13 protein-coding genes are annotated in these 19,486 nt (G+C 66.2%); 3 read left to right on the forward strand and 10 right to left on the reverse strand.

The window, feature by feature from the left end:
- Position 1: 1 nt before the first annotated feature.
- From AC5P68_RS16670 to AC5P68_RS16710, 9 genes are all read right to left on the reverse strand, one after another.
- Positions 2-2,725, reverse strand: a complete 2,724-nt coding sequence (locus tag AC5P68_RS16670; protein ID WP_445950280.1) for a response regulator — start codon at positions 2,723-2,725, stop codon at positions 2-4.
- A 1-nt stretch (position 2,726) separates the two neighbouring features.
- The gene (gene rpfG / locus AC5P68_RS16675; RefSeq protein ID WP_005409495.1) at positions 2,727-3,866 is read right to left on the reverse strand and encodes a cyclic di-GMP phosphodiesterase response regulator RpfG; all 1,140 of its coding nucleotides are present in this window, start codon (positions 3,864-3,866) and stop codon (positions 2,727-2,729) included.
- 205 nt (positions 3,867-4,071) lie between these two features.
- Positions 4,072-5,583 (reverse strand): lysine--tRNA ligase, encoded by a 1,512-nt coding sequence (lysS, locus tag AC5P68_RS16680; RefSeq protein ID WP_049402305.1) that lies wholly within the window; start codon positions 5,581-5,583, stop codon positions 4,072-4,074.
- 218 nt (positions 5,584-5,801) lie between these two features.
- Positions 5,802-7,442, reverse strand: a complete 1,641-nt coding sequence (locus tag AC5P68_RS16685; protein WP_414498166.1) for an acetolactate synthase large subunit — start codon at positions 7,440-7,442, stop codon at positions 5,802-5,804.
- Between the two features lie 63 nt (positions 7,443-7,505).
- Positions 7,506-8,891 carry an NAD-dependent succinate-semialdehyde dehydrogenase gene (locus AC5P68_RS16690; RefSeq protein WP_033832968.1) on the reverse strand — a complete coding sequence of 462 codons (1,386 nt, stop codon included), beginning with the start codon at positions 8,889-8,891 and terminating at the stop codon, positions 7,506-7,508.
- A 696-nt stretch (positions 8,892-9,587) separates the two neighbouring features.
- Positions 9,588-10,370, reverse strand: coding sequence for a helix-turn-helix transcriptional regulator (locus AC5P68_RS16695; RefSeq protein WP_495217119.1), 783 nt, complete (start codon positions 10,368-10,370; stop codon positions 9,588-9,590).
- A 154-nt stretch (positions 10,371-10,524) separates the two neighbouring features.
- Positions 10,525-11,650, reverse strand: a protein-coding gene (gene prfB / locus AC5P68_RS16700; protein WP_099551678.1) for a peptide chain release factor 2 whose coding sequence is annotated in 2 segments (ribosomal slippage) — positions 10,525-11,574 and positions 11,576-11,650 — 1,125 coding nt in all. Because the reading frame shifts where the segments join, the coding sequence is not laid out codon by codon here.
- Entirely contained in the window at positions 11,573-11,794 is a 222-nt protein-coding gene (locus AC5P68_RS16705; protein ID WP_414498171.1) for a hypothetical protein, read from the reverse strand. Before AC5P68_RS16705 ends, prfB begins: the two co-directional genes overlap by 78 nt.
- 40 nt (positions 11,795-11,834) lie before the next feature.
- Positions 11,835-12,740: a LytTR family DNA-binding domain-containing protein gene (locus tag AC5P68_RS16710; protein WP_414498169.1), complete on the reverse strand. Its 906-nt coding sequence runs from the start codon at positions 12,738-12,740 to the stop codon at positions 11,835-11,837.
- Between the two features lie 153 nt (positions 12,741-12,893).
- On the opposite strand from AC5P68_RS16710, the gene AC5P68_RS16715 reads away from it, so the two are divergent.
- From AC5P68_RS16715 to AC5P68_RS16725, 3 genes are all read left to right on the forward strand, one after another.
- On the forward strand, positions 12,894-14,072 hold the full coding sequence (locus AC5P68_RS16715; RefSeq protein ID WP_231522782.1) for an acyltransferase family protein: 1,179 nt from the start codon (positions 12,894-12,896) through the stop codon (positions 14,070-14,072).
- 111 nt (positions 14,073-14,183) lie between these two features.
- Positions 14,184-15,155 (forward strand): phosphatase PAP2 family protein, encoded by a 972-nt coding sequence (locus AC5P68_RS16720; protein WP_231522781.1) that lies wholly within the window; start codon positions 14,184-14,186, stop codon positions 15,153-15,155.
- Positions 15,156-15,282: 127 nt separating this feature from the next.
- Positions 15,283-16,437 carry a hypothetical protein gene (locus AC5P68_RS16725; RefSeq protein ID WP_231522780.1) on the forward strand — a complete coding sequence of 385 codons (1,155 nt, stop codon included), beginning with the start codon at positions 15,283-15,285 and terminating at the stop codon, positions 16,435-16,437.
- 112 nt (positions 16,438-16,549) lie between these two features.
- Here the strand turns inward: AC5P68_RS16725 and AC5P68_RS16730 are convergent, their stop codons facing one another.
- A complete protein-coding gene (locus AC5P68_RS16730; protein WP_414498170.1) occupies positions 16,550-19,462 on the reverse strand; it encodes a DUF2135 domain-containing protein in 2,913 nt (970 codons plus the stop codon).
- Between the last annotated feature and the right edge of the window lie 24 nt (positions 19,463-19,486).

Below are 19,486 nucleotides of genomic sequence, written 5' to 3' on the forward strand. Positions count from 1 at the left end.
GTCAGGACGGGCTGCGCTCGCTGTCGTCGCGGTGCGGTGCCCCCGCACTACGGGCAGCCAACGCATTCCTGCCGTTGCGCAGAGCAGTCGCCAGGTTGCCGAGGCGGGAGCTCCATTCACCCTTCAGCTGCCAGTCCGCCATGCGCATGATTTCGCCACTGGAGGCGGCAACCTGGACAAGCCCCAGGTTGCTTGCCACGCCGCGCAGCGCGTGGGCGTGCTCGCGGAAATCCTCCCAGGCCTGGCGCTCGCCGCAGCCCTGCAGCTGGCCCATGCTCGCGTCGACGTCCGCCAGGCACTGGTCGATGAACTTGCGTTCGAAGCCATCGCCCATGCCCAGCGACGCCAGCTCGTCCAGGACCGCGGTATCGAGCACGCCATCGCCGACCGGCAATGCAGGCACCGACTGGATGCCGGGCTCGGCGCGGGTGTTGGCGGCGACATCGGCCAGCACTTCCAGCAGGCGGGTGGCCACCACGGGCTTGGCAAGGAAGGCGCGGGCGCCGGCCTGCTCGCAACGCAGGATGGACTCGGGGGTGACGTCTGCGCTCAGCACCATGACCGGAACGTAAGGCATGCCGCTGGCCTGCATCACCCGCAACTGCTTGAGCAGATCCAGTCCGCTCATGCCGGGCATGTGCAGGTCGACGATCGCTGCGTCGTAACTGGCCTGCTCCAGCGCATCGAGCACTTCGGCGCCGCCGTTGACGCAGGTGACCTTGTGGCCGGCCTTCTCCAGCAGCCGCTGCAGCACCATGCGATTGGCCTCGTGGTCGTCGGCGACCAGAACCCGCAGGCTCCGCACCCGTGCACGATGGCGCAGGAAGGGGTTGGAAAACGCGATGACATTGCCGGCTTCAGCCACCTCGGACGGAACCGCCGGGGCTGATGAGGTGTCTGCGACGTCCAGCGTGATCTCGACCCAGAACACGCTGCCGCGCGGGCTGTTCGGCGCATAGCCGACCTGCCCGCCCATCGACTCGACCAGGCCCTTGGCAATGGCGGTGCCCAGACCGGTGCCTTCATGGCGACGGGCCAGGCCGACGTCGCCCTGCTCGAACGCATTGAACAGGCGTCCGCGCAACGCCACCGGCACGCCGATGCCGGTATCGACGATCTCGAATCGCAGGCGCATCCGCTCGCTGCCCAGCGCATCGGGGCTGGACACGCGCAGATGCACGTAGCCACTGTCGGTGAACTTGACCGCGTTGCCCATCAGGTTCAGCAGGATCTGCTGCAGATGCCCGGCATCCCCCAACAGGCGCGGCGGTACGTTGTCGTCCACCTGCACGCGATAATCCAGCGATTTGGAGCGGGTCTGCGGGGTCAGGATCAGGTTGATCGCCTGCAGCACGTCGGCCAGCGCGAACTCGTGCCACTCCACGCGCACCTTGCCAGCTTCGATCGCGGAGATGTCCAGCACCTCTTCTACCAGCGCCAGCAGGCTGCGGGTCGAGGCCTGGATGGTGTTCAGGCACTCGCGCTGTTCGTCGTCCAGGCGGGTGGTGGCCAGCACTTCGGTCATGCCGGCCAGCCCGTTCAACGGCGTGCGGAACTCATGGCTCATGTTGGCCAGGAAGCGGCTCTTGGCTTCGTTGGCCTGCCGCGCCTCGGCCACCGCCCGGGTCAAGGCATGCAGCAGCGAATCGAAGTACAGCGGAATCGCACCCAGGCCCAGCAACAGGCCCCAGCCCAGATAATCGTGGCCGCGCCAGTACGGCGACAGCATCACCGTGCACAGGAAGGCCAGACAGCCCATGGCCGTGGCCACGCGCAGGTAGGTGCTGCCGTAGCGCATGCCGTTGCCGATCGTCACCCACAGCATCACCGCATACAGCGGTGCGGCCGGCTCGCCCTGGATGGTCATGATCCAGGCCATGCAGGTGTAGTCGGTCAGCATGCCGATCACCCGGCGCACATGCGACACGCCCGGATTGACCAGGATCGCGGTCAGCAGGCCGGCGGAAATGGTCAGCTCGAAGGCGAGGATCAGCCACGTCGCCGTCAGCGCCTCACCGCCGCCGCTCAGCGAGCGCCAGCCGAGATAGCTGATGAACAGTGCCGTGATGATGATGCGGATCAGGTTCTGCGCGTGCTCGCTGTCCTCGCGCCCGGACAGGCGCTGCTTGAAGCGGGCCAACAGCGAGCGCTTGTCGGATCCAGCGGCGGGAATCGTATCCATGGTTGGATGTCGCATCCTTCGGCGCAGCAGGGAGGAGCAGCACAACGGTACTGCCAGTAACCCCAACCACAGGGAAATGGCCAGCCCCAGGTTGGCCTGCCAATAGGGAGTCAACAGCACGGTAGTGCCGAAACTGATCATCGCCAGCACGATGGCAGCGGTCAGGTAACGCGGCCCGAAGCGCAGGCCGTTGCCCACCGTGACCCACATCACCACCGCATACACCCACGCCAGCGGCTCACCCATCTGGATCATGCCGATCGCGATCAGGCCGTAATCGGCCAGCATCCCGGCCACCCGCCGCGGGTCCGAGCGCTGCGGCTTCCACAGCAGCCAGCCGAACAACAGCAGCGACAGGCCCAGTCCGGTCAACGCCGTAGCCAGCGCGCCCTGGTATTGATCCAGCCGGTGCAGGCGGGCGCCGGACAACAGAACATAGACCAGGATCAGCGAGATCAGCACCACCCGCACGATCGCCTGGCCATGTTCCGAATCCGGACGCTGCGCCAGCCGACGCCTCACGCGTGCGAACAGGTCCTGCATGTCACCCACCCGGTCGCGTCGATGCCGTCGAGTGCTGGGCGCAGATATCCATCAACTGCTGGTGGCCGCGCATCAGCGCATCCACGCAGCGCGGATCGAACAGTCGCCCACGCTGGGCGTACAGATAAGCCAGAGTGGCTTCCATGGTCCATGCTTCCTTGTACGGACGGGGCGAGATCAGCGCATCGAAGACGTCGGCGACAGCAACGATCCGCGCTTCCAGCGGAATCGCTTCGCCGACCAGGCCGTCGGGATAGCCGCTGCCGTCATAGCGCTCGTGATGGCGCAGCGCGATGAGCGCGCCCACCTGGATGAAACGGTTCTGGCTGCCACTGAGCAGCTCGTGGCCGATGCGTGGGTGCCGGCGCATGATCGCCAGCTCCTCGTCATTGAGCTTGCCCTGCTTGAGCAGCACCGCGTCGGGAATGGCGATCTTGCCCATGTCATGCAGCGGTGCCGCCATCTCGATCAGGCGCACGTCGTCTTCGGGCAGGCCAAGCTGCTCGGCGATCAGCCCCGCAACGCGCGCCATGCGTTCGAGATAGGCGCTGGTGCCGGCATCACGGAACTCGATCGCCCGGGCCAATCGCGACAGGGTCTCGCGTTCGCGTTCCTCGACCTCGTGCATGCTGGCCAGCAGGCGCTGCTCCAGCGACAACGCACGTTGCTTCACGTTCTCGGTCTGCTGGCGCAGCTGCAGCAGGTTGTAGCAGCGCGCGCGCAGTTCGCGCGGACGGATCGGCTTGACCAGGAAGTCGATGACCCCTGCTTCCAGCGCCGCCTGGCGGATCGGCTCGTCGCCGACCACGGTGATCAGGATCACCGGGATATCGCGGTGCTTGGGCAGGCGACGGAATCGACGGGCGAACTCCAGCCCGTCCATCTCCGGCATGCGGTAATCGAGCAGCAGCAGGTCGACCGGGTGCGCCTCGCACCAGGCCAATGCGGTCAGCGGATCACCGAAGTCATACACGCTCAGTTCCGGCGCGATGTCTTCGATAACGTGACGCAGCATCGTCCGCGCGGACGTCTGGTCGTCAACAATGACGATGTTCAACGCGTACTCCGCCTGGTTTCTCGACCATGCTGGATCATCAGCAGGCGAGGATACCCTGCTGCTGCGAACGCTCGCACCCTGCATCGGCCCGACTCCCGTGTCATGCATCCCGGTTCATGATCGTCATCACATTGTGAAGCGGACTCTCCACAATGCGCACTCCCCCTGGCGCCGATCAAGCCATAACAGACGTCAAGGTAGTGCATTAACGATACGCCGAGCGCGGAAGGCGTCAATCGCGCCGTCTCATTTCGCGACGGCGCGCACAAACGGGAGTCAAAAAGACGACTTACTGCTCCGGACGCATGTACGGGAACAGCAGCACGTCACGGATCGAGCTGCTGCCGGTCAGCAGCATCACCAGGCGATCAACGCCGATGCCGAGGCCGCCGGTCGGGGCCATGCCGTACTCCAGCGCACGGATGTAGTCGGCGTCGTAGTGCATCGCCTCGTCGTCGCCACCCTCCTTCGCGGCCACCTGGGCCTGGAAGCGCTGGGCCTGGTCTTCCGGGTCGTTCAGTTCGGAGAAGCCGTTGGCCAGCTCCTTGCCGTTGACGAACAGCTCGAAGCGATCCGTGTAGCCCGGGTCGTTGTCATTGGCACGGGCCAGCGGCGAGACCTCGACCGGATGGTCGGTGATGAAGGTCGGCTGGATCAGGGTGTGCTCGACCGTGGCCTCGAAGATCTCCAGCAACAGCTTGCCCCAGCCGTAGGACGGCTTGACGCGGATGTTCAAGCGCTCGCAATGGCGCAGCAGCGCATCGCGGTCAGTGCAATCAGCGGCCGAGATTTCCGGGTTGTGGTGGCGCACCGCCTCATCCATGCGCCAGCGGCGGAACGCCGGACCCAGGTCGATCTTCGCGCCGTCCCATTCCACTTCGGTGCCACCGTTCACGGCCTTGGCCACATCACGGATCACACCCTCGGTCAGGTCCATGATTTCGTTGTACGTGGCATAGGCCTCGTACAGTTCCATCATGGTGAATTCCGGATTGTGGCGGGTGCTGACGCCTTCATTGCGGAAGTTGCGGTTGATCTCGTACACACGCTCCAGGCCACCCACGGTCAGGCGCTTGAGGTACAGCTCCGGCGCCACGCGCAGGTACAGGTCCAGGTCCAGCGCGTTGTGATGCGTGGTGAACGGCTTGGCCGCCGCGCCGCCGGGGATGTAATGCATCATCGGCGTCTCGACTTCCAGGAAGTCGCGGTTGTCCAGCCACGCGCGCATGGCGCGGATGATCTTCGAGCGCTTGATGAACACTGCGCGCGATTCCGGGGTCACGATCAGATCGACGTAACGCTGGCGGTAGCGCTGCTCGACGTCGGCCAGGCCGTGCCACTTGTCCGGCAGCGGGCGCAGCGACTTGGTCAGCAGGCGGATCGACTCGGCCTTGACCGACAGTTCGCCGGTCTTGGTACGGGTCAGGCCGCCTTCGACGGCCACGATGTCGCCCACGTCCCAGCCCTTGAAGGCCGTGTAGGCATCGCCCAGCACCGCGCCCTGCAGGAACAGCTGGATGCGGCCGGACTCGTCCTGGATCTGCGCGAAGCTGGCCTTGCCCATGATGCGCTTGGCCATCAGGCGGCCGGCCATCTTCACCTGGCGGCCGTTGCCTTCCAGCGCCTCGGCGGTCCAGGTCTCGGCATCGGCGAATTCTTCCTGCAGGCGGCCGGCGAAGTCCTCGCGACGGAAGTCGTTCGGGTACGCGATGCCCTGCCCACGCAGCGTTTTGAGTTTCTCGCGGCGCTCGGCGATCAACTTGTTTTCGTCGACGGGGGGGGTATCGGTAGCTTCGCTCATGGATCTGCGGGAATCGTGTAGTGAGGGGGGATGTTGCACCCGGCACAGCCGGTTGCCCAGCATACCAAAACCGCCCTGCCCCGGCCTTGGGCCGGGCCCGCCCAGATGGCCGCCAACCTTGGTTGGCGGTCCGTGTGTCGACCAAGGTCGACACCTACCGGATTCCGGGGAACCGATGCCCCGGTAGTCGCCAACCTTGGTTGGCGCTCGTCCCGGCGTCAACCGTTCCCAGGGAACGCCTGCCGCAGCTCGTCCACCAGCACCCGCTGGTTCTCCGAGTAATCGATCGGCACCGACACCAGGTGCACCCCGCCCTCGTTGAAGGCCGCCTCCAGGGTCGGGATGAACTGCTCGATGGCCGTCACCTCATGCCCCTTGCAGCCATAGGCCTCGGCATACTTCACGAAATCGGGATTGCTGAAGGTCATGCCGTAGTCGGTGAAGCCATCCACCGCCTGCTTCCAGCGGATCATGCCGTAGGCGCCGTCGTTGAGGATCAGCACCACCAGGTTCAGGCCCAGCCGACGCGCGGTCTCCAGCTCCTGGCTGTTCATCATGAACCCGCCATCGCCACACACCGCCAGCACCCGCCGCTGCGGGTACAGGATCGAAGCCATGATCGCCGACGGCAGGCCCGCGCCCATGGTCGCCAACGCATTGTCCAGCAGCAGCGTATTGGCCACCTGGGTGCGGTAATTGCGCGCGAACCAGATCTTGTACATGCCGTTGTCCAGCGCCACGATGCCGTCCGGCGGCATCACCTGGCGCACGTCGTGCACCAGCCGCTGAGGCGTGAATCCAGCCTCCTCGGCTCGGTCAGCCAGGTGTTCCAGAATGGTCGCGCGCAGCGGCAGCAGCGCGTCAGCGTTTGGCACCGCGCCTTCGATACGATCGGCCAACTGGGTCAGCGAACGACCGATGTCACCGATCACTTCCACCTGTGGGAAGTACACCTGCTCCACCGCCGCCTGCGAGTAGCCGATATGGATCACGGTCGGCCCACCCGGGCGCATCACGAACGGCGGCTTCTCGGTGACCTCGTGGCCGATGGTCACGATCACGTCGGCCTGGTCGATCGCCATGTGCACGTAATCGCGCTCGGTCAGCGCCGCGGTGCCCATGTACAGGCCCGAACCACCGGCCACCGCGCCCTTGCCCATCTGCGTGGTGAAGAACGGAACGCCGGCGCGCAACACGAACGCCGACAGCGCTTCGCTGGACTGCGGCCGCGACGCCGCCGAGGCGATCATCAGCAGGGGGCGCCTGGCGTTGCGGATGATCTCCGCCGCCCGATCCAGCGCCTCCGGACTGGCAATGGGACGATCCACCGCGTGCGGCGGAATCAGCGCCACGCCCTCGACCTCATCGGCCGCGATATCTTCGGGCAGCTCCAGCAGCACCGGGCCCGGGCGCTCTTCCTGGGCGACACGGAACGCCTCGCGGACGATGGTCGGGATGGTGCGCGCCGACACGATCTGCCGCGCCTGCTTGGTCAGCGGCTTCATCGTGCTGACGATGTCGACGATCTGGAAGCGCGCCTGCTTGCTGGCGACGATGCCCTTCTGCCCGGTGATCATGATGACCGGCCATGCGCCAAGCAGCGCATACGCGGCGCCGGTGGTGAAATTCAGCGCGCCGGGGCCGAGCGTGGCCAGGCACACGCCCGGCTTGCCGGTCAGGCGGCCATAGGTGGCCGCCATGAACACTGCCGCCTGCTCGTGGCGGGTGATGACCAGCTCGATGCTGGAATGGCGCAGCGACTCGACCACGTCGAGATTTTCTTCGCCGGGAATGCCGAAAATGCGCTCGACGCCTTCGTTCTCAAGTGCGGCGACAAGCAGATCTGAACCCATGGACATTGGAATGCCGTCCTTTTCGCTGGACTGATGGTGGATCGTTGCAGGAAGGATGGAAGCTGCGCGTCAACGCTTGTCGAACCACACGGTCTGCGCGTTGACGAATTCGCGGATGCCGAAGTGCGAGAGCTCACGGCCGAAGCCGCTCTTCTTCACGCCGCCGATCGGCACGCGCGGATCGGACGCGGAGAAGCCGTTGACGAACACACCGCCGGTCTGCAGCCGGCGCGCCAGCTGCATCGCACGGGCGCGGTCGCCGCTCCACAGGTTGCCGCTGAGGCCGAACTCGCTCTGGTTGGCCAGTTCCACCGCATGGTCGGCGTCGCGGGCGCGGCTGATCGAGGCCACCGGCCCGAACGTTTCGGTGTCGAAGGCTTGCATGCCCGGCTCAACCCCGGCCAGCACGGTGGGGGCATAGAACGCACCCGGACGATCCAGCTGGTGCCCGCCGACCAGCAGCTGCGCACCGGCATCGACCGAAGCACGTACCTGCGCGTCGAGCTGCTCCAGCAGATCCTGGCGCGCCATCGGGCCGATGCGGTTCGCCGGGTCGCGGCCGTCGCCAATGGTCAGTGCCTGCACCTTCTGGCAGAACTGCGCCACGAAACGATCGTAGACCGCGTCTTCGACGATGATGCGCTTGCCGGCGATGCAGACCTGCCCGGTGTTCTGGAAGCGCGAGGCCACCGCCGCATCGACGGCCGCATCAAGATCGGCATCGGCCAGGACGATGAACGGATCGGAACCGCCCAGTTCCAGCACCACCTTCTTCAGCGCCTGCCCGGCCTGTGCAGCAATGCTGCGACCGGCGGCCACACTGCCGGTCAGGGTCACCGCCGCGATGCGGTCATCTGCGATCGCGCGGCTGGTGCCCTCGCGGCTGATGTTGGCCGCGATGAAGGTGCCCTCCGGCAAGCCGGCATCGCGCCAGGCGGCGTCGAGCAGCTGCGCGGTACCGACGATGTTCTCGGCCGGCTTCAGCAGGAAGCCGTTGCCGCCCATCAGGATCGGCACCGCCGCGCGCATCACCTGCCAGTACGGGAAGTTCCACGGCATGATGCCCAGCACCACGCCCAGCGGCAGGTAGGACACGTAGGCCTTGTCGTCGGGCACCTGGGTCGGTTCGTCGCGCAGGAACTGCGCACCGTTGTCGGCGTACCAGTCGCACAGCACAGCACACTTCTCGATTTCGGCCAGCGCTTCGGCCTGGACCTTGCCCATTTCGGCGGTAGCCAGCGCGGCCAGCTTTTCACGGTCACGGCGTAGCACCGCGGCCATCGCACGCAGTACGTCTGCGCGCTGTTCGAGGCTCTTGATGCTCCAGGCCGCAAAGCCGACCTGGCCGCGATCCAGGATTGTTTCCAGCTCGGCGTCGGTGGCGAAGGGATGGCTGGCGATCTGCTGGCCGGTGGCCGGATCACGGGAAATGGCGGTGGTGGGGGCAGCGGACATGCAGGGCTCCTGGTGTCTCGACAACGGGCGGTGGCCCGTCTCCTGCACAGGAATGTGGACCCGAATGGCGGAGGCAACAAGGCGTCTGCTTATCCTGTGACCTGCACTTACCTGCCTGAATGGGGTTTTCGGCAGGGCTGCGCCCTGCACCCGCTACGATCCAGAGCAACAGCAACAGCAACAGCAGAAGCTGGTTTCCTGAGGGATGGCGGGGTGGGTCCGGTTGCGGGAGACGCCGTAAACCCGTCCTTGGGGGCTTGGCCGCGGCATCCATGCCGCGGACACTCCCGCGACCGGACCCATCCCGCCTTCGACAATTTCCCGCGATCTGTCGGGACGGCGCTGTGCGTTGCTGTTGGTGGGCGTCGACCTTGGTCGACACAGTAGACCCACGCCATGCGTGGATGACTCATTCGATTTCTGAGAGAAAGATCGTGTCGACCAAGGTCGACACCTACCAACAGCCGCGCGGAACAAAGCCGCAGTTGCCAACAGCCGCGTGAACCTGTCGAAGGTGGGGCGGTGTCGGCGTGCGGGGTGTCAGCCGCATGGATGCGGCTGCCAAGCCTACACGGACGTACTTGCGGCGTCCCCGCACTCCGACACCGCCCCGCCAAACCACGGAACCTAGCTCTGGCTCTGGCGTTGGCCGTTGCATTGAGCAGGTGCAGGGCTGCAAGCCCTGCCGAACACCCCCTACTTCCGCGGCAGGTAGGTCACCAGGGAAAGGTCATGCCGGCTCTCCGGCACCAGCGCCACGTACTGCAGGTCCAGCAACCCGCGCGTGGGGTGGTTCAGCTTCTTCGCACCTTCATCGAACCGGCGCACATCGTGCTCCGGCCACCACTGGCGGAACTCCTCGCTGTGCGCCGAGATGTCCTCGACCAGCACCAGGAACGGGGCCTTGTCCGGCGCCTGCGCCATCGCCGCGCGGAAGCCTGCCAGCAGGCCGCGGGTCATTTCTTCCCAGTTGAGGATCAGCGTGCGGTACGGCGGGTACAGGAACATCAGCCGCAGCGTATTGCGCTCTTGCGGTGCCAGCTGGCTGTAGTCCACGAACAGCTCGGCGATGGCCGGATTCCAGGCCAGGATGTCGAAGCGGGTGTTGCGCACGTACGCCGGGATCGGCTGCATCGCCTCCACCAGCTGGCGCAGGCCGTCGGTCACACTCTCGTCCGGTGATTGCAGCGGCACGCCGTAGCCGGACAGCGCGAATGCATAGGCGCGTTCGTCGTCGCTCATGCGCAGCACCTGTGCCAGGCGCTCGAGCACTTCGGGAGAGGCGCGCACTTCACGACCCTGCTCGATCCAGGTGTACCAGCTCACGCTGACCCCGATCGCCAGCGCCACTTCCTCGCGCTTCAGGCCCGGGGTGCGCCGCCGCCCGGCCGGCAGGCCAAGCGTGGCGGGGTCGACACGGGCGCGGCAGGCCTTGAGGAAGCCGCCGAGTTCCTTGCGTTCACTTTCGCTGCGCATCATCGCTACCGCCGTACCCGTTGTAGCGTCGAGCCATGCTCGACGCATCTGCTACCGCGCCAACAGCAGCCGAGCATGGGCTCGGCTCTACCGGAAGCGTGATAAGCCACCCTCGGCGTTGCGCACGAGGGTGACGATATCCGCGCAGGCGCGCCGATCAGGCATCGACGCGCTTGGAGCCCACGGCCAGGCCGGCCTTCAGGCTGGCCTCGACGAACTCGTCCAGATCGCCGTCCAGCACCTTCTGCGTATCCGAACGTTCGATGCCGGTACGCAGGTCCTTGATGCGGCTCTGGTCGAGCACGTAATTGCGGATCTGGCTGCCCCACCCGATGTCGGACTTGGTCGCTTCCACGGCGTCCTTTTCGGCGTTGCGCTTCTGGATCTCCAGCTCGTACAGCTTGGCGGCCAGCATCTTCATCGCGTTGTCGCGGTTCTGATGCTGGCTGCGGCCGGTCTGGCAGGCCACGACGATGTTGGTCGGGATGTGGGTGATGCGCACCGCCGACTCGGTCTTGTTGACGTGCTGGCCACCGGCACCCGACGAACGGTACACGTCGGTACGCAGGTCGGCCGGATTGATGGTGATGTCGATGTTGTCATCGATTTCCGGCGACACGAACACCGAGGTGAAGCTGGTGTGGCGGCGGTTGTCCGAGTCGAACGGCGACTTGCGCACCAGGCGGTGCACGCCGGTCTCGGTCTTCAGCCAGCCATAGGCGTAGTCGCCTTCCACGCGCAGCGTGGCCGACTTGATGCCGGCGACGTCACCACCGGAGACTTCCATCAGCTCGGTCTTCCAGCCGCGCGATTCACACCAGCGCAGGTACATGCGCAGCAGGATCTCGGCCCAGTCCTGGGCTTCGGTGCCACCGGCACCGGCCTGGATGTCGACGAACGCCGCCGCATTGTCCATTTCGCCGGAGAACATGCGCTGGAATTCCAGCTTCTCCACGTGCGCCTGGTGCTTGTCCAGGTCGGCGACCACGGCCAGTGCGGTGTCCTCGTCCTGCTCGGATTCGGCCAGTTCCAGCAGCTCGGTCGCGTCGGTCAGGCCGTCCAGCACCGAGGCGATGCCGCCCACCGTCTTTTCCAGGCTGGAACGCTCGCGGCCCAGGTTCTGGGCGTACTCGGCGTTGTTCCAGACGTCGGGGCTTTCCAGCTCCCGTGTTACTTCTTCAAGACGCTCTTTCTTGGCGTCGTAGTCAAAGATACCCCCGAAGCGACAGCACGCGATCGGTCAGATCGGTGATGCGCTGGCGGACAGGATTCAGTTCGATCATGTCGGCGGTTATGCATTCAAAAGATGACTGGTAATGATAGCGCAGGCCGGGGGTGCCCGGAATGAGGGACCAGGCCTGCCGCTGGGAGCCAACCTCTGGTAGACCGGCCTCTGTAGAGTCGACTGCCAGTCGACTGCTTTTCATTCAGGTTGCGGGGGAAGCCCGCGCCGCGCGCGATACTCGACTAACAGTCGACTCTAGCCGCGCCCGCCGCGCCCAGCGCCTGGCGCAGCACCGGCAGCTGCCGCCGGCTGCATGGCACCTTGGCCCCGTCGGCCATGTGCAGCAGGGCCTCGCCGCCGTCCAGTGGCTCGATCGAGCGCAGCTGGCCGCGATGGATCAGCCAGCTGCGGTGAGGGCGCAGGAACATTGCGGGATCCAACCGCTGCTCCAGCACCGCCATGGTGATCCGCAGCGGATAGTCATGTCCGCGCACCCGCAGGTTCACGTAATTGCCCGCCGCCTGGGCGTACTCCACGTCTGCGGTGGCCACCAGGAACTCCTTGCCCAGCTTGCGCACCAGGAAGTGCTGGGGGCGCTCGACCGCCGCGACCGGTGGACCGTCGTCGGGCTCGGCCAGCAGGTGTGCTTCACCCTGCCGCTGGCGACCGAACCAGGCCACGGCGTGCACGGCGATCACCAGCAGACTGTAGGTCTGCACGTCCTTGAAGAACTCGTAGAACCATTGCGCCGGCCAGTCGCCGTAGGTGTAGTGCTGCCCGACCAGACTGAAAGCCAGCTTGCGCAGCAGCACCATGGCGCTGACGTGCAGCAGCCACCAGCCGATGCCGCCCAGCACGTAGAAGCCGATGCGGCGCTTCCACGTGTCTGCGTGCAACGGCCAGCGGCGTGCCGCCGCATGCAGAAGCGCCAGCAGCCCCAGGCTTGCCAGCGCGCTGCTGAACTCCTCGATCGAGATCGCCCCAGCGGAAAAGGACAGCCCATCGCGCAAGGCCCGCATCCACTGTGCCAGCACGTTTCCTGCGGCAGTGCCCAGGAACAGCAATGACCAGAAGACGGCGGTCAGTCCACGACGCGGCGGTGGCTCGGCAACAGGGGCGGACAACGCCGCCGGATCTCCATTTTCCATGCTGACATTGTTGCCCATCCGGCCCCGCTCGCACCGGCCATTGGTCCCAGCAGCCCCACCACTGGCCCCTGAACGGCCGCCATCGCGCCCCGTCCACTGGCATCCGGGCCTCGGCTGGTGGAGCGTGCAGCTTCCTCCTGATGCCTGCAGCCCATGCACCGTCGCCACGATCTGGACACCCTGCGCATCGCCGCCTTCGCCCTGCTGATCCTCTACCATGCCGCCATGGCCTACGTGGCCGGCTGGGATTTCCATCTCAAGAGCGCCTACACCGCCGAATGGCTGCAGTGGCCGATGATCGCGCTGAACCGGTGGCGCATGCCGCTGCTGTTCGCCATCAGCGGTATCGCGCTGGGACTTTCCCTTCCCGGCCAGGGCCGGCTGCAGCACACCCTCCGCCGCTGCTGGCGCCTGCTGCTGCCGCTGCTGTTCGGCATCGTCGCCGTTGTGTCCCTGCAGGCCTACTACGAAGCTCTGGACAAGGGCGACGTGGTACCCGGGCTGGCCCGGTTCCTGTGGCGCTACTGGCAGTTCCAGCCATGGCCGGGGGCGCGCTTCAGTGGTGCTGCCTACGGCTTCACCTGGAACCACCTGTGGTACCTCGCGTACCTGCTGCCCTACACCGTGCTGGCGGTGGTGCTGGCCTGCGTGCTGCGACCGCTGCGTGGTGCGCTGCCACGCTGGCAGCCGAGCGACCGTCTACTGGGAATCGTGCTGCTGGTGCTGCCGGTGGCCTGGTTGGCCTGGGCACTGCTGGTGCTGATGCCGCTCTGGCCACCCACCCACGCCCTGCTGGACGACGTCTACGTGCATGCCGAGTCGCTGCCATTGTTCCTCGGCGGTTTCCTTGCCGCGCGCTGGCAGCGCGGCTGGGATCTGCTGGTGCGCGGGCGCCGTGTGACCCTGGTCCTGGCGGTGCTGGGCCTGTGCCTGGAGCTGGGCATCCGCGCACTGTCCCGCCTGCCACATGTGGGCGATCTGGATGCCTGGGTGCTGGCCCTGCCCTGGGCCCAGACCGAACGCGTTGGCCGCGCGCTCTATACCTGGTGCATGCTGCTGACGCTGTTCGGCTGGGCGCGCGTATTGCTGGACCGTCCCTGGCCAGGCCTGGCCTACTGCCGCCAGGCGGTGTTCAGCTGGTACATCCTCCACCAGACCGTGCTGATCGTCCTGCTGTACGCGCTGCGACCGATGCAGCTGGGCCCGTGGCTGGAACCGGCGTTGCTGCTGGCGGGCACTGTCGGTGGCTGCCTGCTGATCCACGAGCTGCTGATCCGGCGCGCGCGCTGGCTCCGCCCTCTGTTCGGGCTGCGCGTCACCACCGCACAGTAGGCGCTGCATTGCTGCAGAGCCGAGCATGGGCTCGGTTCTGCCTGTCCACCAACCGATAATCCGCTATCGTCAACGGCTGCGCGCGTGGCGACGGCGCCATGAGGACAACGGATGTTCCAGACCCACTGGCACCTGTGGCTGCAGCAGACCTTCGACGGCGGTTGGATGCTGACGCTGATGCAGTTCATCAGCCTGCTCGGCTACGAAATGGCCTACACCGCGCTGATCCTGCTCTGCGCGTTCGGCGCACGAATGCGCGCCGGCCTGTGCGTGATGCTGGCGGTACTGCTGATGGCCTGCGCCACCCACGCGATCAAGCAAGGTGCCGCCCTGCCCCGTCCATCGGACGTGGATGCACGCGTGCTGGACAAAGGGGTGCCGTCGCACCCGTTCGTGGTCGATGGCGGAGGGCACACGTTCTGGTCCCTGCCCGATGCCCGGGCCACCGCGATGTTGCGCGTGCAGCCCGATGCCGACTATGGCTTCAACAGTGGACACGTGGGCGTGGCCACCGCCGCCTGCGTGGGCCTGCTGCTGGCGTTCGGCATCCGCCGCCGCTGGCTGCACTGGGCATTGGTGTTCGGCTGGCCACTGCTGATGGCGGTGTCACGGATGTACCTGGGCCGGCACTTCCTCGCCGACGTGCTGGCCGGCTGGCTGATCGGCATCGGCGTGGCGCTGCTGGCGTGGCAGTTGATGCCAGGCATGCGCTCAAACCAGCGTTGGCAGCTGCCGGTCCTGCTGGGGCTGGGCGTGCTGATGGCCTGGGCGGCGGTAACCACCCGCTTCGTTCCGGTGGGTGAAGCCGGTCGACTGCTCGCACTGGGCCTGCTGGTGGCGTGGCTGCAATGGCGTGGCTGGCCGATGGATCCGCAGGGTATCGTGCAGCGGATACTGCGCGTGTTGGGCGTTGTGCTGATCTACCTGCTGGTGCGACCGTTGATCGACTGGCTTGCCGGAACTGCGGCGCTGCCGGAGGTACCGGCGACCGAGCTGCTGTGGCAGACCGTCGGCACGCTGTTGATCCTCGGCGGCGGCGTAGCGCTGGCGCGGTGGATTCCGCGCAGGGTCACTGCGGCCTGATATGGGCACGGATACTCGTTGCCTTCACGGCATTTGCAATTATTCGCATTGGATGTTCCAGCGCGCCCTGCGAGCCTAGGAGGTCGCCTTCCCGACGGAAGGCTCCCCTTTTGCCTGGAGGCCTGCAATGGATCAATCCGACATCAATCTGCTGGTAGCCTTTGTTGATTCAGAAGAAGCTGCGCTTGCCGAAGAGCGTCAGGGCGACCTATACCCAAGTTATCACTACCCCCTTGGAGCACTTGCACCGAAGGCAGGTCGCCACTTGTCTGAGGAGATGTTGCAACGCTTCTACTTCCATTGGCTGCGCGTTGGGAACTGGAAGGTCGCCGGACTCCCTGAGAGAGACTTTCCCACCCTTGTTGCAGCCTATCTGGAACTCACGAAGCTCCCGGTGAGCTACGTCACGCGCCCACCCAGCCGAAGCCTCGAGCACCTGTTCTGCTTCGGCTTCAATGAGCATGGCGAGCTGCCAAGTGGCACGATTTCAAATGCAGCCGATCTGAAACAGCGCGCCCGTCTGGTGGAGCATTGCAGGAAATACCAGTCGTTCCATGCCCAGCGCGAAAAGGTCGATAGATTTCTGCCATATCGCTCATTTGCTCGACCCATTCTCGAAACTGCCCGGTTCCTGCAGCACGATATCAACGGTGTGGGTCGAATGCTCTATTGGGGCATGGCACTCATTGCACTGCTCGATGAGGACACACGTATAGAAATGACAAACGACGTGATAGCCAAGAACTGGCCCGAAGGCAGGGAAAGGGGTCATGTGCTCTCGCTGCTTCATCACACCGCCGAGGCAACCCGGCCGCACTGCGCAGCAGACGCCAAGTACGATGTTCTCTGCGAACATCTGGCACAGCTGCACGACATCCGGGTCATGACGGGTGACGCAGTTCAATTGGTGCAGCGGCAAGGCTGGGACGTTGCCAATATCCGTGATTGGAGCGCCAGTATCACCCTCTATCACGACGGTGAATACAGCTGCGAGCCGGGCCATCCCCGAATTAGCCTTGATCTCAACAGCTGGCCCGACACCCCTTGGTCAATCAATCTGAGCGTCGGAAACGGCTCCTACGTCGCCTACCGGGACGAACCCACCAGTAATGATTTCCAGCTGCCGCCAATCGTCGGCGCCGATCTGGATCAATTTCCCCAATGGGTCCGCAGGATCAATGCGCAGCTGGGTATAAACCTGTTACCAGGGAAAGAATTGGTCGCCCGTGCCTACAAGAACCGCGAACTGGCTAAAGAACTGGATGGCTGGATGCGGCGTTAGAGTGCGTGCGTGGCGCTGGCGCGGTGGATTCCGAGCCAGCGCCGCACTGCATCGTAGATCCACGCCCGCACGTGGATGGGCCGGGGGAAATAGCGCCGGGCATGGCCCGGCGCTACCGCACCTCGAACTCGCCCACCAGCACGGTTTCGGCGCGGTCCTTCAACCGCATCGTCACCATCTGGTCCTTCTGCTTGGCCGTGCCCCAGTGGGTGGTCAGGCGCAGCATCAGGGTCGTCGCGCCGGTCACCAGCTGCTGCCGGCTTCCGAAGTAGTTCGCTTCCACCTTGTACTTGCCTGGCTTGGCGTTGCGCAGAGAGAACTGCTCGGGGCCATAGCCACCGGTGAAGTCCTCCGACATCTGCCCACCCTGGTAGGTCAGGCGGTTGCCGTAGTAGGCGCGCTCGCCGTTCGGGTCGGTCACCCACAGGTCCATGTCGCTGTTGTCGGCGTCCCACGACAGCACCACGCGCAGGTCCAGTGGCATTGCCTGCAGCAGGCGCGGGTCGATGCTGGTGGTATCCAGCCGGGGCGTGCTGCGGGCCACCAGGTTGGTCAGTTCATCCAATGCGATCAGGGCGATGCCATCGAAGCGGCTGTCCCACGGCCGCACCACCACCTGGTACAGCGGCGCCAGCGCCTGCTGCGGCTTGCCGGCCGCGGCCAGTGCCAGGCCCAGGTCGCGGAAGCTCTGCGGTTCTTCCTGGCCCATCGCCAGGACCTGCTCGAACACCGGCACCGCCAGTGCGGGGGCATCAGCCTGCATCAGCCGGTAACCGAGCACGCGCAGCAGGTGGCGGTTGTCCAGATCCATCTCGGCCAGGTTCGACAGCACACGCAGTGCCAGGTCGCGCTGACCCTGCTCCAGCAGCAGGTCGGCTACGTCGAGGAAGAACGCGCTGCTGTCGGCATGCGCATCGCGCTCGGCCAGGTAGCGGTCATACAGTTGCGACGGCGGGCCCTGGCGCAGGCGCCGGGCGATGGCCGAATCCGACTGCCAGGCCGCCAGCTGGATGCCGAGCTCGCCCTCGTTGGCGGCAGCGGGCGCAGCGACACGACCACCAGTGACCGTGATTGAATCCAGGGCCTTGTTCGATGCAGGCGCCGAGCGACGCGCACGCGCGCTGCTGGCTTCCATGCGCTGCTCGGCGGCGGCGGCCATCGGTGCCGGGGCGGGCGGTGCCGCAGGGGCCGGCGCGGCGAGCATTGCCACCGGCGCCGATTCCATCGCGTAGTCCGCCGAGGCCACTTCCAGCGCCCCGCCCTTCGCCTGCGGCGGCCCGCCCTTCGGCCAGCTGCGGCTCCACCACTGCTGGCGCTCCTTCCAGCGTGCCGCCACTTCATCCAGGCGCTGGCGATCAGCAGCGGCGCGATCTCTTACCTGCACTGCAAACCTGGCGTCGTACCCGGCGCGCAGCGTGCCCGAAGGGCGGATCGCATAGCGCAGGTAGTCCTCCAGCGTCTCCAGCACGATCAGCGAGGTGTCCGGGCCGACCAGGCCAAACTGCTGCGACAGCCGCTGCATCGACTCGCGGTTGCCACGGCGGTCGGCGGCCAGCTGCTGCAGGCGCGCCTGCGCCCACAAGCCCGCCAGCAGTTCTCCGTCGTTGCTCTTCTGCGTGGCGGGCAGCGCCTGCCATTCGCCGCCACCCACGCGCACCCGCATCGGCACTCCGTCGGCCGCCAGTCGTGCGTGCAGCCACAGCCAGCCCTGGGCTTCCCTGCGACGATCGATAACCACGTCCTGCACGCCGCGCCCCGCATCGACCTGCACATCCAGCGGCGACGACAGCAGCTCGCGCGCCGCCGAATCGACATCCTCGCCCAGCGCAACGAAGCGGCCGCCACGCGCTTCGCTCCAACCACGCAGTCGCACGGCATCGGTGCGCGCACCGGCGCTGCTGACCGCAAACAAGCGTTGATCCGGCGCCATCGCCGGCAGCTGTTCCGGCCCGTAGGTCAACAGTCCATCGCTGACCAGCAGGTATTCCTTCACGCCCGGCTGCGGCTGCCACTGCGCCAGCGCGCTGGCACCGTCAGGGCGCACCGCCTGCAACGCTGCGCGCAGCTCGTTCCAGTTGCCGGCGCGGATACGGAATCGACGCACCGGCTCGGCGCGATCGCGCAGGACGGTCAAGGCCACGGTGCCGTCACCCAGCGCGGCGAAATAGCGATCCAGCAGGGCGAACTCACGTGTGCGATCGCGCTGCCCCGCCGAACCGGAGCCGTCCCACAGCAGGCCGATCTCGCTGGGCAACGTGCGGGGTGTACTGCTGGCCGCCACCGGCAGCTGTGCCAACAGGTAGTGCCCATCCTGCCAGGGCGCCACCTGCACCTGTGCGTGGCGGGCTGCCGGCAGGTTCCACTGCAGTTGCTTCGGCAGCTGCGCACCCTTGCCCTGCCACTGCAGCTGGCCCGCGCTGATGCGGAATGGCGCAGTACCTGCGGTGGCCGCGTCGGGAGCATGCACCTTCAGTTCAACCGAGGCTGCACCGGCGGCGAACTGTAGCGGCAACGTCCACTGCCAGCTTTGCCCGGCGAAGGCCAGCGGTTCGCGGATCACCAGCTGCACACGCCGACTGCCACCGGCCGGCAGCGGGTAGACGCGCAGGCGGAACTGGTTGCCGGCGGTCTGTTCCAGCAGGCCCGGATCGACACCACGGCGGGCGATTTCCTCGAACACCTGGCGGCCGCGGTCCTTGGCCACCGGCACCGCGTCACGCATCTCGCCGTTGATATCCAGCGCGAAGCCGGTGATCTGCTGGCCATCGGCAAGCGGGAACTGCAGCTCGCCCTCCAGTACCCGCCGGTTGGGGTTGTGGAATTCCAGCGTGATCCGGGTCTGGGCGATGCCGGCCTGCACCTCGCCTTCGATGCGGGCTTGTCGCAATTGAACCGGCTGCTCAGCCGCCGGCGCGATCAGCAGCGGCGTGGCAGCCTGCGGCCGGGAGATCGTCGGCGACTGTGCGCCAATGGGCCAAGCCGCAAGGGCCAGCAGCAATACGGTGCAGCAACGGGTGAAGACCATGACCGGACTCCAGTGGGATCGTAG

This window comes from Stenotrophomonas sp. YJH_SMC_58 (assembly GCF_059369635.1).